Genomic DNA, 15,567 nt, shown 5'->3' on the forward strand with positions numbered 1-15,567 from the left:
TAGCTGCGCGTAGGCTGCGCAGCGTGGCGTACGCGTCGGTTGAGATCATCAGCGCTGCTGACCCCGGCGTGTCGACTACTCACAGTAATCGTGGGGCGACCGGATGCGGCTGACCGTCCTGGGCTGCGCGGGGAGCTTCCCCGGTCCCGAGTCCCCCTGCTCCGCCTACCTCGTCGAGGCACAGGGTTTCCGCCTGCTGGTCGACTTCGGGCCGGGCTCGCTGTCCACCCTGCAGCGCTACGCCGGCCTGCACGCCCCCGACGCCATCCTCCTGAGCCACCTGCACTGCGACCACATCCTCGACGCCGCGTCGTACGTGGTGGTCCGGCGGTACGCCCCGGACGGCCCGTACCCGCCGCTTCCGGTATACGCGCCGCCGGGTGCCCCGGACCGGCTCGCCACCGCCTACGGCCAGGACGACAGCAGCGTCGAGGACGTCTACCAGTTCTACGGCCTCCGACCGGGGACCTTCCCGATCGGCCCGTTCACCGTCACCGTCGACCGGGTGAACCATCCCGTCGAGACCTACGGGGTGCGGTTGGAGCACGAGGGCCGGGTGCTCTGCTACTCCTCGGACACCGCCCCCTGCGACGCGCTGCTGCGACTCGCCCAGGACGCCGACGTCTTCCTGTGTGAGGCCAGCTACCTCGACGGGGTGGACAACCCGCCGGACCTGCACCTCACCGGCCGGGAGGCCGGCGAGACAGCCACCAAGGCCGGGGTGGGCCGGCTGCTGCTGACCCACCTGGTGGTGGCCTGGGGCAGCGAGGCGCACACCCTCGCCTCGGCGGCCGGGGCGTTCACCGGGCCGCTGGAAGTCGTCCGGGCCGGCGCCACCTACGACATCTGAGCACACCGGGCACCCGGGCATGCGCCGATCATGCGACCGCATAGGGTGCAGGGATGGCACGACCTGACGGGCGGCGACCCGACCAACTCCGACCGGTGACGTTGACCCGGGGCTGGAGCACCCACCCGGAGGGCTCGGTGCTCGTCGAGTTCGGGGGCACCCGGGTGCTCTGCACCGCCAGCGTCACCGAGGGTGTGCCCCGTTGGCGCAAGGGCTCCGGGCTCGGCTGGGTGACCGCCGAGTACGCGATGCTGCCCCGGGCGACCAACACCCGCTCCGACCGGGAGAGCGTCCGCGGCAAGATCGGTGGGCGGACCCACGAGATCTCCCGGCTGATCGGCCGCAGCCTGCGCGCCTGCGTCGACCTGAAGGCGCTCGGAGAGAACTCGATCGTGCTCGACTGCGACGTGCTCCAGGCCGACGGCGGCACCCGTACCGCCTCGATCACCGGCGCGTACGTCGCCCTGTACGACGCGGTGAGCTGGCTGGCCGCCCGCAAGTCGCTGGCCGGCAAGCCGGAGAAGGTGATGCACCGGTCGGTGGCCGCGGTCAGCGTCGGGATCGTCGCCGGTGAGCCGCTGCTGGACCTCTGCTACGTCGAGGACGTGGCGGCCGAGGTGGACATGAACGTCGTCTGCACCGGCGACGGCGACTTCGTCGAGGTGCAGGGCACGGGCGAGGACGGGGTCTTCTCCCGGGCGCAGCTCGACGCGTTGCTGGACGTCGCGTCGTTGGGCTGTCTGGAACTGGCCGAGGCCCAGCGGAAGGCGCTCGCATCATGAACAAGGTCCTGCTCGCCACCCGTAACCGTAAGAAGCTGGTGGAGCTCCAGCGCATCCTCGACGGCGCGCTCGGCGCGCACCGGATCGCCCTGCTGGGGCTGGACGACGTCGAGGAGTACCCGGAGCTGCCGGAGACCGGCCTCACCTTCGGTGAGAACGCCCTGATCAAGGCGCGGGAGGGGTGCCGGCGGACCGGCCTGCCCACCATCGCCGACGACTCCGGCATCGCGGTCGACGCGCTCAACGGCATGCCGGGGGTGTTCAGTGCCCGCTGGGCCGGGCGGCACGGCGACGACCGGGCCAACCTCCAGTTGGTGCTGGACCAGATCGCCGACCTGCCCGACGCGCACCGGGGCGCGGCCTTCGTCTGCACCGTCGCGTTGGTGCTGCCCGGCGGCAAGGAGCACCTGGTCGACGGCCGTCAGCCCGGCCGGCTGCTGCGCGCCCCGCGCGGCGACGGCGGCTTCGGGTACGACCCGATCTTCCTCGGTGACGGCCAGGACCGCACCAACGCGGAGCTGACCCCGCAGGAGAAGGACGCGATCAGCCACCGGGGCAAGGCGTTGCGCGAGCTGGCGAAGCTGGCCGCCAAGGTGCTCCCCGCCAGCTGAGCCAGCCGTCGACCGACCCGTCGCCCTGCGGGCGTATGCGACGACGCCCGGCCGTCGACCGACTCATCGTCGCCGGGATACGCGACGACGCCCGGCCGTCGAGTAAGGAACGGCGCCGTGACCAGTCACCGAAAGTAGTCTCGGTTAGGCCCCCACATCTCCACCCGACATCCTTTGCTCTGCTGCTCCCCAGGCGACAGACACACGGAGTGTTCGCCGGAATTACTGTCCTTGGAATTTGCGTATGGGTTGTTGCTGTTCAAGCGACTGTCGCGTCAGTGGCAGCAGAGCAAAGGGTCTGCACCGGGGTGGTGGCTCTCGGGAGTTTGCTCACGCTCGGTAGCCTGTCGCGGCGAGTCGGCCTTGACTACTGAACGCTACGGTCCCGTCAGTGTCAGCTCAGCGGCCCGATCTGCCGTTCGATGGCGGCGCGCAGGTCCGGGCCGGCCAGCACCGACCGGGCCGCCGCCAGCACCGGGGCGAGGAAGACGTCCGGGCCGGGCGTGCCGGCCGCCGGGCCGAGCGCGTCCAGTGCTGCCCGTCCCGCCGGCGACGGCGTCAGCGGCGCGCGCAGTTGCAGGCCCCGGACGGCCGACAGCAGCTCCACGGCGAGCAGGCTGGTCAGGTTGTCCAGCACGGTGCGCAGCTTCTTGGCCCCCGCCCAGCCCATCGAGACGTGGTCCTCCTGCATGCCACTGGTCGGCAGCGAGTCGACCGAGGCGGGCGCGGCCAGCCGACGGTTCTCCGCGACGATCCCGGCGGCCGTGTACTGGGCGATCATCAGCCCGGAGTTCACCCCGGCGTCGGGGGACAGGAATGCCGGCAGGTCCCGGTTACGGGTCACGTCGAGCAGCCGGTCCACCCGGCGTTCGGCGATCGCCCCCACCTCGGCGGCGGCGATGGCCAGGTAGTCGGCGGCGAAGCCGAGCGGGGCGCCGTGGAAGTTGCCGGTCGACTCGACCCGGCCGTCCGGCAGCACCACCGGGTTGTCCACCACCGAGACCAGCTCCCGGCCGGCCACCGTCTCGACGAAGTCGAGGGTGTCCCGGGCCGCGCCGGCCACCTGCGGGGCGCACCGCATCGAGTACGCGTCCTGCACGGCGTGCGCCAGGTCGTCGCGGTGCGAGTCCATCACCCGTGAGTCCTGGAGCAGCCGGTGGATGTTCGCCGCCGAGGCGGCCTGCCCCGGGTGCGGCCGGATGGCGTGCAGCTCGGGCAGGAACGGCCGTTCCGAGCCGAGCATCGCCTCGATGGCCAGCGCGGCGGTCACGTCGGCCATGGCGAACAGGTGCCGGGCGTCCGCGACGGCCAGCAGCAGCATGCCGAGCATGCCGTCGGTGCCGTTGATCAGCGCCAGCCCCTCCTTGGCGGCCAGCGCGATCGGAGCCAGCCCGGCTGCCCGCAACGCGTCGGCGGCGTCGACCTGCTCGCCGGCCGGGCCGCGTACCCACCCCTCGCCGAGCAGCACCAGCGCGCAGTGCGCCAGCGGGGCCAGGTCACCGGACGCGCCGAGCGAGCCGTGCTCCGGCACCCACGGGGTGACGTCGGCGTTGAGCAGGTCGACCAGCGCCTGGGCGACCAGCGGCCGGACCCCGGAGCGGCCCAGCGCCAGCGAGCGGACCCGCAGCAGCATCATCGCCCGGACCACCTCGCGGGGCATCGGCGCACCGATCCCGGCGGCGTGCGAGCGGATCAGCGCGTGCTGCAACTCGGCCCGGCGCTGCGGGGCGACGAACGTGTTCGCCAGCGCCCCGAACCCGGTGGAGACGCCGTACACCGGGCGGCCGTCGGCCTCGATGCCGTCCACGATGGACCGGCTGGTGATCATCGCCTCGACGGCGGCCGGGGCGAGCACGACGTGGGCGTCGCCGCGTGCCACGGCGAGCACGTCGGCGGGGGTGATACCGGTGGGCTGGACGGTCACAGTCGACATTGCGGCACTCCGTTGTGCAGGACCTGGCGGACCAGTGGGACACCCGGCCGGTAGGCCAGGTGCAGGTGGGACGGGGCGTCGAGGATCATCAGGTCGGCGCGTACGCCGGGGCGCAGCACCCCGACGTCGGTGCGGCGCAACGCCCGTGCGCCGCCGGCCGTCGCCGCCCAGACCGCCTCCGCCGGGGTCATCCGCATCTCGCGGACGGCCAGCGCGACGCAGAACGGCATCGACGAGGTGTACGACGACCCGGGGTTGCAGTCGGTGGCCAGCGCCACGGTCACCCCCGCGTCGAGCAGCCGCCGGGCGTCCGGGTACGGCGACCGGGTGGAGAACTCCGCCCCCGGCAGCAGGGTCGCCACGGTGCCTGCCTGCCTGTCCCCGGAGGTCGAGCCGTCCCCGGCGGTCGACCCGTCGGCGGTGGCCGAGTCGGCGAGCGCGTTGACGTCGGCGTCGGACAGGTGGGTGCAGTGGTCGACGCTGGCCGCGCCCAGCTCGACTCCGAGCCGCACCCCCGGCCCCGGGCCGAGCTGGTTGGCGTGCAGCCGCAGGCCCAGCCCGGCGGACTGCCCGACGGTGAGGATGGCCCGCGCGTGGTCGGCGTCGAAGGCGCCCCGCTCGCAGAAGACGTCCACCCAGCGGGCGTACGGCGCGGCGGCGGTGAGCATCGGCCCGCAGACCAGCCCCACGTAGTCGTCGGGCCGGCCCGCGTACTCGGCGGGGACGACGTGCGCGCCGAGAAAGGTGGTCTCGGCGGTCACCTCGGCGGCGATCCGCAGCGAGCGGGCCTCGTCGACGACGGTCAGGCCGTACCCACTCTTGATCTCCATGGTGGTGGTGCCCTGCCGCATGGCCTCGTCGCGCAGCCGGTGCACGGTGTCCCGCAGGTCGTCGTCGGAGGCGGCCCGGGTCGCGCCGACCGTGGTCCGGATGCCACCCCCGGTGTACGGCTCGCCGGCCATCCGGGCCGCGAACTCGGCCGCCCGGTCCCCGGCGAAGACCAGGTGGGCGTGGCTGTCCACGAAGCCGGGCAGCACCGCGCCACCCTCGGCGTCGATCCGCCGGTCGGCGGCCGGCGCATAGCGGGCCGGCCCGATCCAGACGACCCGACCCGCCTCCACCAGCAGGGCGACCCCGCGCCGCAGGCCCAGCGGCCCGTCGCCGCCGGCCGCCGGCACGTTGGTGACCAGCTCGCCGATGTTGTCGACCAACAGGCTGCTCACGCCGCCCCTCCCGCCGCCGGCCGCTGCGCCCCGCGCGCCGGGCGTGGGGTCCCGCACGTCGGCCGTCGGGTACTGCACGCCGGGCGTCGCGTTCCGCGCGTCGCCGGACTGGTACGGCTAGGCACCGGTCACCGCCACGATCGCGGCGCGCAGCTCCACCGGCACGTCCACGGTCAGGTGCCGCCCGTCGCGCACCACCTGCCGCCCGTCCACCACCACCTGGTCGACGTCGGCGGCGGTGGCCGCGAAGAACACCCCCACCGGCGGCACCCCGGCGGTACGCGGGCTGTCCAGTCGGACCGTGACCAGGTCGGCGCGTTCGCCGACGGCGATCCGCCCGGCGTCGGCCCAGCCCAGCGCGGCGTGCCCGGTGACGGTGGCCGCGTCGCGCAGCGCGGCGGCGGTGAAGTGCCCGCGTCGCCGGGTACGCAGCCGCTCGTCCAGCTCCACCGCGCGGGCCTCCTCGAACAGGTCGACCACGGCGTGGCTGTCGCTGCCCAGGCTCAGCGGGATGCCGGCGTCGGCCATCAGCCGGGCCGGCCCGATCCCGTCGGCCAGGTCCCGTTCGGTGGTGGGGCAGAGACACACCCCGGTCCGGTGCTCCGCCAGCAGGGCCAGATCGGCGCTGGTCGGGTGGGTGGCGTGCACGGCGGTGACGTCCGGGCCGAGCACCCCACGGTCGGCGAGCAGCCCGGTCGGCGTACGCCCGTGCACCGTCCGGCAGGCGTCGTTCTCGGCGGGCTGCTCCGACAGGTGCACGTGCAGCGGGGCGCCCTGCCGGTACGCCCACCCGGCGACGGTGGCGAGCTGGTCCGCCGGCACCGCGCGCACCGAGTGGATCGCCGCTCCGCGCAGCGCGTGCGCCCCGGCCGGCCGGAACCCGTCGACCCGGTCCGCCCAGCGCAGCGCGTCCCCGTCGCCGAAGCGCCGCTGCGTCCCGGCCAACGGCTCACCGGCCACCGAGGCGGTCAGGTAACAGGCGTCCAGCAGGGTGATCCGGATGCCGGCCTGCGCCGCCGCCTCGACCAGCGCCGCGCCCATCGCGTTCGGATCGTCGTACGGGTGGCCGTCGGGGCCGTGGTGCAGGTAGTGGAACTCACCGACGCAGGTGACCCCGGACAACGCCATCTCGGCGTACGCGGCGCGGGCCAGGGCCAGGTAGGAGTCGGGATCGAGCCGGCCGGCGACGTCGTACATCACGTCCCGCCAGCTCCAGAAGTCACCCCGGCCGCCGTGGGTACGCCCGCGCAGCGCCCGGTGGAAGGCGTGCGAGTGGGCGTTGGCCAGGCCGGGGAGGGTGAGCCCGGGCAGCCGTACCGCCTCGGCGAGCACCTCGACCCCGGTGTGCGGCGACGCGCCCCGGGCGAGCGGGGTGACGGCGGTGAACCGGCCGTCCTCGGCCTCGATCAGCACGTCCGGGGTCGGCGCGGCATGATCGGGCAGCCACGCCTGCTCGGCCAGCCAACGGGTCAGTGGCATGCCAGCTCCTCCAGCACCCGGGCCAGCGCGACCACCCCGGCCGTACAGTCGTCGTCGGTGGCCGACTCGGCGGGGGAGTGCGACACCCCGGTCGGGTTGCGTACGAACAGCATCGCGGTGGGCAGGTGCGCGGCCAGCACCCCGGCGTCGTGGCCGGCCCCGGTGGGCAGCACCGGCGCGGCCAGCAGCGCCGCCAACCGCCCGGCCAGCCCACCGTCGAAGGCGACCAACTGCGTGGTCGACTCCGGGGTCACGGTCAGCGCGGTGCCGTCGCGCCGGGCCCGCTCGGCGGCCTTGGCCTGCACCGCCTCGACCAGGTCGTGCAGGGTCTCCGGTTCGGCGGCCCGGGCGTCGAGCCAGCCGGTCACCTTCGACGGGATCGCGTTGGTGGCGTTCGGTTCCACCGCCACCCGACCGACGGTGGCGTGCGCGCCGCGCAACCGGGCCTCCTTGTTCGCCGCCAGCACGGTGAACGCGAACGTGAGCATCGGGTCGCGGCGGTCGGCCATCCGGGTCGTACCGGCGTGGTTGCCCTCGCCGCGCAGCTCGAAGCGCCACCGCCCGTGCGGCCAGATGGCGCTCGCCACCGCGACCGGCGCGTCGGCGTCGACCAGCGCCCGGCCCTGCTCGACGTGCAGCTCCACGAAGGCGGCGAACCGGCCCAGCAGCGCCGGGTCGGCCCCCGCCGGCCGGTGGCCCAGCGCCTCGGCGAAGCTCACCCCGGCCGCGTCGCGCAGCCCGGCCGCGCGGTCGACGTCGATCTCGCCGGTGAGCAGCCGGGACCCCAGACACGGTACGCCGAACCGGGCCCCCTCCTCCTCGACGAACGCGGCCACCACCACCGGCCGGACCGGGGTGGCCCCGGCGGCCCGCAGCTCGTCCACGGCGAGGAACGCGCTGACGATGCCGAGCGGCCCGTCGTACGCCCCGCCGTGCGGCACCGAGTCGAAGTGGCTGCCGGTGAGCACCGCCCCGCCCCTGGTCGGCCCGTCGCGGTCCTGCGTGCTGCTGTCCCGGGTGCCGGTGGCGTGTGCGTCGTTGGCCTGGGTGCCGGTGGGCGGGTCGCCCCACCAGGCGAACAGGTTGCCGTTGCCGTCCTCGCTGACCGGCATGCCCCGGTGGTCGGCCTGCGCCCGGAACCACTCCCGCAGCCGCAGCTCCGGCGCGGTCAGCGCGTACCGCAGATAGCCGCCGCTGTCGGCGTCCCGGCCGACGGGCGCGATCCCGTCCCACAACTCCCGGAACCGGCCGGCGAGGTCGCTCACGCGGTGCCCTCCGCCATGGGGATGCGGACGTCGGTGCGCTCGGCGACCTCGCGGGCGGTGTCGTAGCCGGCGTCGACGTGCCGGATGACGCCCATCGCCGGGTCGTTGCTGAGCACCCGTTCGATCTTCTGCCCGGCCAGCGCGGTGCCGTCGGCGACGCAGACCTGACCGGCGTGGATGGACCGGCCGATGCCCACTCCGCCGCCGTGGTGGATGGACACCCAGGACGCCCCGCTGGCGGTGTTGACCAGCGCGTTGAGCAGCGGCCAGTCGGCGATCGCGTCGGACCCGTCGGCCATCGCCTCGGTCTCCCGGTAGGGGCTGGCGACGCTGCCGCAGTCCAGGTGGTCCCGGCCGATCACGACCGGTGCGGACAGCTCACCGGAGGCGACCATGTCGTTGAACCGCACCCCGGCGACGTCCCGCTCGCCGTAGCCCAGCCAGCAGATCCGGGCCGGCAGTCCCTGGAAGGCGACCCGGTCGGCGGCCATCCGCATCCACCGGGCCAGCGACTCGTTCTCCGGGAACAGGTCGAGCACGGCCCGGTCGGTGGCGGCGATGTCGGCCGGGTCACCGGAGAGCGCCGCCCAGCGGAACGGCCCCCTGCCCTCGCAGAACAGCGGCCGGATGTACGCCGGCACGAAGCCGGGGAAGTCGAACGCCCGCGCGTACCCGCCCGACTGCGCCTCGCCCCGGATCGAGTTGCCGTAGTCGAACACCTCCGCACCCGCGTCGAGGAAGCCGACCATCGCCTCGACGTGCCTGGCCATCGACGCCCGTGCCCGGTCGGTGTACTCGGCCGGCTTCGCCGCCGCGTAGTCCCGCGCGTCGGCCAGCTCCACCCCCTCCGGCAGGTACGACAGCGGGTCGTGCGCGCTGGTCTGGTCGGTCACCACGTCGATGGCGACGCCCCGGCGGAGCAGTTCGGGGAAGACCGTGGCGGCGTTGCCGACCACGCCGACGCTCAGCGCCCGCCGGTCCCGCTTCGCGGCCAGCACCCGGGCGACGGCGTCGTCCAGGTCGTCGGCGACCTCGTCGAGGTAGCGGTCGTGCACCCGCCGGTCGAGCCGGGTCCGGTCCACGTCCACGATCAGGCAGACCCCGTCGTTCATGGTGACCGCGAGGGGTTGCGCCCCGCCCATCCCACCGCAGCCGGCGGTGAGGGTCAGCGTCCCGGCGAGACTGCCGCCGAAGCACTTCGCGGCGACCGCGGCGAACGTCTCGTAGGTGCCCTGGAGGATGCCCTGGGTGCCGATGTAGATCCACGAACCGGCGGTCATCTGCCCGTACATGGTCAGGCCGAGCGACTCCAACCGGCGGAACTCCGGCCAGGTGGCCCAGTCGCCGACCAGGTTGGAGTTGGCCAGCAGCACCCGGGGGGCCCACTCGTGGGTCCGCATGACCCCGACGGGGCGGCCCGACTGCACCAGCATCGTCTCGTCGTCGCGCAGTTCGGTGAGGGTGCGCACCAGCGCGTGGTACGACGGCCAGTCCCGGGCCGCCTTCCCGGTGCCGCCGTAGACCACCAGGTCGTCGGGGCGTTCGGCCACCTCCGGGTCGAGGTTGTTCATCAGCATCCGCAGGGCGGCCTCCTGCGGCCACCCCTTCGCGGTACGGGTGGTGCCGCGGGCGGCGCGGACGGGCTGGTGCATGGCGTACTCCTCTCAGCCGAGGAACAACTGACGACGGGCGGCGGACGACTCGAACGCCTCCAGGCGGCGCTGGGTCTGGAGCGGTGCGGCGTCGCAGATGGCCTGGAGCACCACCATCGCCAGGGTCATCGGGGCGGTGTGCAGGTCGAAGACGAGGTCGGTGCCGACGGCGGCGGGGAGCACCAGTGCGGCGTACTCGGTGGCGGGGCTGACCGGGGAGTCGGTGATCGCGACGACGGTGAGGCCGGCGTCGCGGGCGGCGCGCAGCGCGTCGAGGGTCTCCCGGGGGTAGCGGGGCAGCACGAAGGCCAGCAGCGCGTCCGCCCCGGCCGAGGCGGCCTGTTCGAGCCGGTCGGTGAGCAGGCTGCCGCCGTCGTCGAGGACCCGGACGTCGGGGAGCACCTTGGCGGCGAAGTAGGCGAAGTAGGCGGCCAGCGGCGCGGCGGCGCGCAGGCCGAGCACCGGCAGTGGGCGGCTCGCCGCGAGCAGCCGGCCGGCGGTGGCGATCTTGTCCCGGTCGGCCAACTCGCCGGCCAGCCGTTCCAGGTTCGCCATCTCGGCGCGTACCGCGAGTTGCAGTTCGTTGCCGTCGTCGGGGCGACCGTCGGGGTCGGCGGCGGTCAGCTCGCGCAGCCGGCGGCGCAGCGCCGGGTAGCCGTCGTGACCGAGCGCCACGGCGAACCGGGTCACCGACGGCTGGCTGACCCCGGCCAGCTCCGCCACCTCGGCGGCCGACAGGTAGGCCACGGTGCCCGCGTGCTGCACCAGGCAGTGCGCGATGCGCCGCTGGGTGGGGGTGAGCCGGACCCCGTGGAACAGGTCGAGCAGCCGGTCCGGCGACGCGACGACGGCTCCGTCATTCATGCCGCGACTCTATGCATGAAATATTTCAGGAGCAAGGCGTTCCGGCAGCACACCTGCCGGAATGCGGGGCGGCCTGCCGGACGGGAGTTGCGCGCATGCACCGCCCCAGCGGCACGCGCCCGGCGGCGGGTCAGCGGGCGGCGCGGACGATCTCGGCGGTGGCGTCCCGGCGGACCGCGTCGTAGAACTCCCGCGACTTCTGCGCGTCGGCGAAGACCACGCTCTCGGTGCCCACCCGACCGGTGCCCCGCGACGGGCTGGTGACGAAGGTCAGGTTGCCGCCCCGCAGGCCGCGCAGCTCGGTCGCCAGGTCCAGCAGCGACATCTCCCGGTCGACGGAGACCGACGACGAGGCGGCCCGGACGAAGTCGTTGAGCTTCCCCGGGCTGGTCAGGATGCCGCCGGTGGCCGCCTTGTCGAGGATCGCCCGGATCACCTGCTGCTGGTGCCGGATCCGGGCGAAGTCGCCGTCGGGGAACTGCTTGCGCTGCCGGGAGTAGTCCAGCGCCGTCGCGCCGTCCATCGTCTGCCGGCCGGCCGAAAAGGTGCGCAGCGGCGGATGGATCGAGGTGAACCGGTGGTCGACGGTGATGTCCACCCCGCCCAGGGCATCGATGATCTCCTGGAAACCGGCGAAGTCGACCACCGCCACGTGGTCGACGTGCACCCGGGTGAACTCCTCGACGGTCTGCACCATCAGCGGAATCCCACCCCAGGCGTACGCCGCGTTGATCTTCGCGGTCCGGCCGCCGTGCCGGCCGTCGGTCGACCGGGGCACCCGGACCCAGGTGTCGCGGGGGATCGAGACGAGCTGGGCGCTCTTCCGGTCCTTCGGCAGGTGAGCCAGGATGATCGTGTCGGTGCGGGACCCCTCGGTTCGTTCCGGGTCCCGGGAGTCGCTGCCCAGGATCATGATGTTCGTGGCGTCCCGGGCCACCACCGGCGGCCGGCTCTCCGCCGGCACCCCGGTGAAGGCGTCCACCCGTTCGACGTCCTTGTCCACCGAGCGCAGATAGAGCGCGCCCGCACCGACGCCGCCCGCCCCGAGCAGGACCAGCGCCAGCATCACCACGAGGGCGATCCGCCAGCCCCGCCGTCGCTTCGGTGGTGGACCGGGGCTCTCGGGGGACGCGACGGGGACGGAATCCGAGAGATGTTCGCCTGCGGCCATGGCCGCATGTTACTGAGCCGTCACGCAGTCGGGCAGCCCGCGTACGCCCGACGGGCCGAGGGCCGAAAAGCTGCCGTACGCTGGACGTTCAGTCGCTGGTCACCTGCGGCTGGTAGAACCTCGCCGTGGATGCGACGAAACTGCGCCGGGCCATCGCCCGTACCCCGCTGGCACCGGTGGCCGCCTTCCCCGGCCGACTCGCCCGGGTCGCCCGCTACGACGCGAAGGTGCTCCGCGCCTCGGCCCGGTGGCTCGCCACCTCCCGGGAACACCACAACTACACCTACGAGCTGACCCAGCTCAGCCGGCAGCACCTGACCTGGTTCGTCAGCGTGGTCTGCGACGTCCCGGTGGCCCAGGTCCGGGGATACCTCGCCGAGATCACCGGCGACGCGGCGCTGCGCCGGCACATCGAACAGGCCACCGCCCGGTCCGCCCGGCGCGGCCTGGCCGACCGTCGGGTCCGCTACGCGCGCCGGGTCGGCTGGTACGCGATCGTCCGGGCCACCCGGCCCGCCCACGTCGTCGAGACCGGCACCGACAAGGGGCTGGGCAGCTGCGTGCTCGCCGCCGCCCTGCTGCGCAACGCCGCCGAGGGGCACCCCGGCCGGCTCACCTCGCTGGACGTCAACCCGGAGGCCGGCTACCTGGCCCGCAGCGCGCCCTGGTCCGACGTGATCGACCTGGTGGTCGGCGACTCGGTCACCGCGATCGCCGCCCTGGACCGGCCGGTCGACCTGTTCCTGCACGACAGCGACCACAGCCACGACCACGAACGCCGCGAGTGCGACGCCGTCGAGCCGAAGCTGGCCCCCGGCGCGATCCTGCTCACCGACAACGTCACCACCACCGGCGTCCTGGCCGAGCACGCCGAGCGCACCGGCCGTCGGTTCCTCGCCTACCGGGAGACCCCGCTCGACCACTGGTATCCCGGCGACGGCATCGGTGTCGCCTGGTGAGGTCCGGCCGACGGTGCACCGGGCCTGGCCGGCGGGACCGGGCGGTGGGCGGCACACCGAGGCAGGGGCGGTGCCGGACGGTCGAGGCGTCCTCCGCCGGCCGGGGGTTGCCCCAGGGGCGGTCACGGATCGATGATGGCCGAATCGCCACCACCGTCGACGAAGGAGTCGAGATGCAGGTTCTCCACCAGCCCCGCGTGGCCTGGGACATGGCCCGGCTGATCGTCTCGGCCGTCCCCGACGACCGGCTCTTCGACTGGTTGTGCGCCGAAGTCGGCGCGCTGCTCGGCCCCGACCACGCGCGGTCCCTGCGGGACACCCAGCAGCGGCTGCGGCCGTGGGCCCGGACCACCCCCGACGCCGCCGCCGTCGAAGCCGGCCGTTGGCGGGTCCGCCTGGAGGATCTGCTGCGCACCCGACCGGAGGTCGCCGAGCCGCTGCGGTCGCTCACCGTGATCGCGTCCGGGCACTACCGCAACCAGATCGGCTGACCGGCTTAGCTTTCGCTTAGCCGGCTTGTCCCGGGTCGCCCGCTCCGGCAGCATCGGTCGGCGTGACCGATGGCAGCGTGTCCGAGGAATCCACCGGCGATCCCGGGCCGGCCCCCGACGGGTCCGTCGGGCGTCCCGGGCCGGGGCGTCGCCGTGCCCGGGGTGGCGGACGTCGCCGCTGGCTGGCCGCCGGGGGCGTGGCCGCGCTCGCCACAGTGCTCGGGCTGAGCCTGGCGCTGCGCTCCGGTGCCGCCCCCGCCTGCGCCGCCGCGCCGGCCGGGCTTGCCGCGCCGGCCGGTGTCGCCCTGGCCGCCGGGCAGATGCCGCTGGCGGCTCCGCCCATCGGCGGTGCGGTCCACAAGGGTAAGGCCACCTTCTACGACTCGAAGGGGGCCGGTGGGAACTGCTCGTATCCGTCCGCCCCGGCCAACCGGCTCTACGTGGCGCTCGGCCCCACCGAGTACAGCGCCGGTGCTGCCTGTGGTGGCTACCTCGACGTCACCGGTCCCCGGGGCACCGTCCGGGTCCTGATCATGGACCAGTGCCCGGAGTGCGCCCCCGGGCACGTCGACCTCTCCCGCGAGGCGTTCGCCCGGATCGCCGACCCGGTGCAGGGCATCGTCGGCGTCAGCTACCGCGCGGCGGTCGACCCGGCGCTGTCCGGCCCGCTCACCTTCCGGATCAAGGAGGGTGCGTCGCAGTACTGGTTCGCCGCGCTGGTCGCCGAGCACGGCAACCCGCTACGCGCCGTCGAGGTACGACAGGGCTCCGGTGCCTGGCGCACCGCCGCCCGGCAGGACTACAACTACTGGCTGATCGACTCCGGGGCCGGCCCCGGCCCGTACGCCGTCCGGGTCACCGACGTGTACGGCCACCGCGTCACCGCCACCGGCGTCACCATGTCCCCCGGCCGCGTCCAGCGCAGCACCGTGAAGATGTACGGCGGCAGCGCCCCGGCCGCGCGGACCGCCCCGTCCACCCGGCCGCCCTCGCCCCGCCCCAGCGCCACCCCGAGCCGGACCCCCGCCAGCCCGTCGGCGGTCGCCTCCGCCGCCCCACCCGCCCCGCAGGACGGGACCGGCCCACCCGCGCTCGCCGCATCGTCGGCGTCGGACGTCAGCCGGCCGGTCGACTGCGCCGCGCGGAGCTGACCGCCCGCCGGCCTACCACCTCGTGCTGCCCGTCCCTCGCGCTGTCCCGGCTCGCGGGGTTGGGCCGGCCCGCGTCACCACCTCGGGGAGGTCGCGGTAGCGGAGCCACCGATACCGCCGCGTCGCCGGACCTGAGTCGATCGAGCGGTGGTCGCGGGGTGGTCAGGCCGGGGTGTCCAGGTCGCGCCACATCAGGATCTCGTCGCGGTCGTCGCCGGGCGCCACCCGCAGCGCGCCCGGCAGCCGGCCCACCTCGCGGTAACCGAGCCGGTCGTAGAACTTCTCCAGGCCCAGCCCGCCGCGCACCGTCACGTGCAGCGCCTGCCAACCCAGCTCGGGCGCGCGCCGGGCGGCCTCCCGCATCAGCGCCTGCCCGTGCCCGCGTCCCTGGGCGTCCGGGTGGACCATCACCCGCTTGAGGGTGCCCCAGTGGGCCTTCAGCCGGAACCGGTTGTCGGCGAGGAACAGCACCGCGACCGGTCGGTCGCCCTCGTAGCCGACCAGCAGCCGGTCCGGTCCGTGGGTGACGGCGGCGAAGGTCGCCTCGGCGACGGGGCGTACGTCGGTGGTGGTGACGGGGGCGACGAAGCCGACCGCGCCACCGGCGTTGGTGACGTCGACCCAGAGGTCGATGACGCGTTCCCGCAGCTCGGGGGTGAGGTCGGGGTCGAGGACGAAGCGCAGGCTCACGCCGCCAATCCTGCTGCCCCGACCCGTCGCGGACCCGCGATCGTGACGTTGCCGACAGGACGTTGTGGTGCGGGAGGGGGGACTTGAACCCCCACGCCCTTTCGGACAATAGGACCTAAACCTATCGCGTCTGCCATTCCGCCACTCCCGCTCGGGTCAGAGTTTAGAACGTCGCGCGGAAACGGTGGAGAGCCCGGTCCGATGCAGAATGTTCGAGACCGACCCGTGACTGAGGGCGCAGGTGCCGTCCGTCGCCTGCCGGATGAACTCGGCCGGTTTTCGAGGACCCGGCTCGGGACGGGCCAGCGCATACCCGACCACGGTCTGATGGTGCGGGGAAGCGCGGTTGAGGCGAACGCCGAGCAGCCTCAGCACACCGGCGACGGAGTGGGCGGCGGTGGCTGCCTCGGCGAGCACCGGGGGTGGGTATCGGTATCGGACCAGCT

At 74.1% G+C, this 15,567-nt stretch carries 15 protein-coding genes and 1 tRNA gene; 6 read left to right on the plus strand and 10 right to left on the minus strand.

The features are described 5' to 3' along the window. Positions 1 to 103 precede the first annotated feature (103 nt). From GA0070216_RS26330 to rdgB, 3 genes are read left to right on the plus strand one after another with little or no spacing between them, the layout of a single operon-like run. Positions 104 to 850: an MBL fold metallo-hydrolase gene (locus tag GA0070216_RS26330; protein ID WP_091251605.1), complete on the plus strand. Its 747-nt coding sequence runs from the start codon at positions 104 to 106 to the stop codon at positions 848 to 850. 53 nt (positions 851 to 903) lie between these two features. Then, positions 904 to 1,632, plus strand: a complete 729-nt coding sequence (gene rph / locus GA0070216_RS26335; RefSeq protein WP_091251607.1) for a ribonuclease PH — start codon at positions 904 to 906, stop codon at positions 1,630 to 1,632. After that, the gene (rdgB, locus tag GA0070216_RS26340; RefSeq protein WP_091251610.1) at positions 1,629 to 2,243 is read left to right on the plus strand and encodes an RdgB/HAM1 family non-canonical purine NTP pyrophosphatase; all 615 of its coding nucleotides are present in this window, start codon (positions 1,629 to 1,631) and stop codon (positions 2,241 to 2,243) included. Before rph ends, rdgB begins: the two co-directional genes overlap by 4 nt. Before the next feature lie 394 nt (positions 2,244 to 2,637). Here the strand turns inward: rdgB and hutH are convergent, their stop codons facing one another. The 7 genes from hutH to GA0070216_RS26375 form a co-directional block, all read right to left on the minus strand. After that, entirely contained in the window at positions 2,638 to 4,176 is a 1,539-nt protein-coding gene (gene hutH / locus GA0070216_RS26345; protein ID WP_091251613.1) for a histidine ammonia-lyase, read from the minus strand. Further along, positions 4,164 to 5,399, minus strand: a complete 1,236-nt coding sequence (locus GA0070216_RS26350; protein ID WP_091251705.1) for an amidohydrolase family protein — start codon at positions 5,397 to 5,399, stop codon at positions 4,164 to 4,166. The genes hutH and GA0070216_RS26350 overlap by 13 nt, the downstream gene beginning before the upstream one ends. Before the next feature lie 117 nt (positions 5,400 to 5,516). Beyond that, positions 5,517 to 6,872, minus strand: coding sequence for a formimidoylglutamate deiminase (locus tag GA0070216_RS26355; protein ID WP_091251707.1), 1,356 nt, complete (start codon positions 6,870 to 6,872; stop codon positions 5,517 to 5,519). After that, positions 6,869 to 8,143: an allantoate amidohydrolase gene (locus GA0070216_RS26360; RefSeq protein ID WP_091251615.1), complete on the minus strand. Its 1,275-nt coding sequence runs from the start codon at positions 8,141 to 8,143 to the stop codon at positions 6,869 to 6,871. Before GA0070216_RS26360 ends, GA0070216_RS26355 begins: the two co-directional genes overlap by 4 nt. Continuing rightward, positions 8,140 to 9,795 carry a urocanate hydratase gene (gene hutU / locus GA0070216_RS26365; RefSeq protein ID WP_091251617.1) on the minus strand — a complete coding sequence of 552 codons (1,656 nt, stop codon included), beginning with the start codon at positions 9,793 to 9,795 and terminating at the stop codon, positions 8,140 to 8,142. Before hutU ends, GA0070216_RS26360 begins: the two co-directional genes overlap by 4 nt. A gap of 12 nt (positions 9,796 to 9,807) precedes the next feature. Next, positions 9,808 to 10,659 carry a MurR/RpiR family transcriptional regulator gene (locus GA0070216_RS26370; RefSeq protein WP_091251620.1) on the minus strand — a complete coding sequence of 284 codons (852 nt, stop codon included), beginning with the start codon at positions 10,657 to 10,659 and terminating at the stop codon, positions 9,808 to 9,810. A gap of 130 nt (positions 10,660 to 10,789) precedes the next feature. Beyond that, positions 10,790 to 11,830 (minus strand): LCP family protein, encoded by a 1,041-nt coding sequence (locus GA0070216_RS26375; RefSeq protein WP_091251623.1) that lies wholly within the window; start codon positions 11,828 to 11,830, stop codon positions 10,790 to 10,792. Positions 11,831 to 11,955: 125 nt separating this feature from the next. On the opposite strand from GA0070216_RS26375, the gene GA0070216_RS26380 reads away from it, so the two are divergent. The 3 genes from GA0070216_RS26380 (at position 11,956) to GA0070216_RS36240 (ending at position 14,431) form a co-directional block, all read left to right on the plus strand. Beyond that, positions 11,956 to 12,789 carry an O-methyltransferase gene (locus GA0070216_RS26380; RefSeq protein ID WP_091251626.1) on the plus strand — a complete coding sequence of 278 codons (834 nt, stop codon included), beginning with the start codon at positions 11,956 to 11,958 and terminating at the stop codon, positions 12,787 to 12,789. A gap of 173 nt (positions 12,790 to 12,962) precedes the next feature. Beyond that, entirely contained in the window at positions 12,963 to 13,280 is a 318-nt protein-coding gene (locus tag GA0070216_RS26385) for a hypothetical protein (RefSeq protein ID WP_091251628.1), read from the plus strand. Between the two features lie 62 nt (positions 13,281 to 13,342). Further along, entirely contained in the window at positions 13,343 to 14,431 is a 1,089-nt protein-coding gene (locus tag GA0070216_RS36240) for an expansin EXLX1 family cellulose-binding protein (protein ID WP_091251630.1), read from the plus strand. Positions 14,432 to 14,593: 162 nt separating this feature from the next. Here the strand turns inward: GA0070216_RS36240 and GA0070216_RS26395 are convergent, their stop codons facing one another. From GA0070216_RS26395 to GA0070216_RS34045, 3 genes are all read right to left on the minus strand, one after another. After that, a complete protein-coding gene (locus tag GA0070216_RS26395; RefSeq protein ID WP_091251631.1) occupies positions 14,594 to 15,121 on the minus strand; it encodes a GNAT family N-acetyltransferase in 528 nt (175 codons plus the stop codon). Between the two features lie 65 nt (positions 15,122 to 15,186). After that, positions 15,187 to 15,272: transfer RNA gene (locus tag GA0070216_RS26400), tRNA-Leu, on the minus strand. A gap of 5 nt (positions 15,273 to 15,277) precedes the next feature. Next, a complete protein-coding gene (locus tag GA0070216_RS34045) occupies positions 15,278 to 15,538 on the minus strand; it encodes a hypothetical protein (RefSeq protein ID WP_141723207.1) in 261 nt (86 codons plus the stop codon). Positions 15,539 to 15,567 lie beyond the last annotated feature (29 nt).

Origin of the sequence: Micromonospora matsumotoense, assembly GCF_900091525.1 — a bacterium.
Classification (GTDB): Bacteria; Actinomycetota; Actinomycetes; order Mycobacteriales; family Micromonosporaceae; genus Micromonospora; species Micromonospora matsumotoensis.

What these genes read in the sequence shown, in the direction of transcription:
- GA0070216_RS26330 (WP_091251605.1), top strand. Translation starts at nt 104, where the DNA reads ATGCGGCTGACCGTCCTGGGCTGCGCGGGGAGCTTCCCCGGTCCCGAG.
- rph (WP_091251607.1), top strand. Translation starts at nt 904, where the DNA reads ATGGCACGACCTGACGGGCGGCGACCCGACCAACTCCGACCGGTGACG.
- rdgB (WP_091251610.1), top strand. Translation starts at nt 1,629, where the DNA reads ATGAACAAGGTCCTGCTCGCCACCCGTAACCGTAAGAAGCTGGTGGAG.
- hutH (WP_091251613.1), bottom strand. Translation starts at nt 4,176, where the DNA reads ATGTCGACTGTGACCGTCCAGCCCACCGGTATCACCCCCGCCGACGTG.
- hutU (WP_091251617.1), bottom strand. Translation starts at nt 9,795, where the DNA reads ATGCACCAGCCCGTCCGCGCCGCCCGCGGCACCACCCGTACCGCGAAG.
- GA0070216_RS26370 (WP_091251620.1), bottom strand. Translation starts at nt 10,659, where the DNA reads ATGAATGACGGAGCCGTCGTCGCGTCGCCGGACCGGCTGCTCGACCTG.
- GA0070216_RS26375 (WP_091251623.1), bottom strand. Translation starts at nt 11,830, where the DNA reads ATGGCCGCAGGCGAACATCTCTCGGATTCCGTCCCCGTCGCGTCCCCC.
- GA0070216_RS26385 (WP_091251628.1), top strand. Translation starts at nt 12,963, where the DNA reads ATGCAGGTTCTCCACCAGCCCCGCGTGGCCTGGGACATGGCCCGGCTG.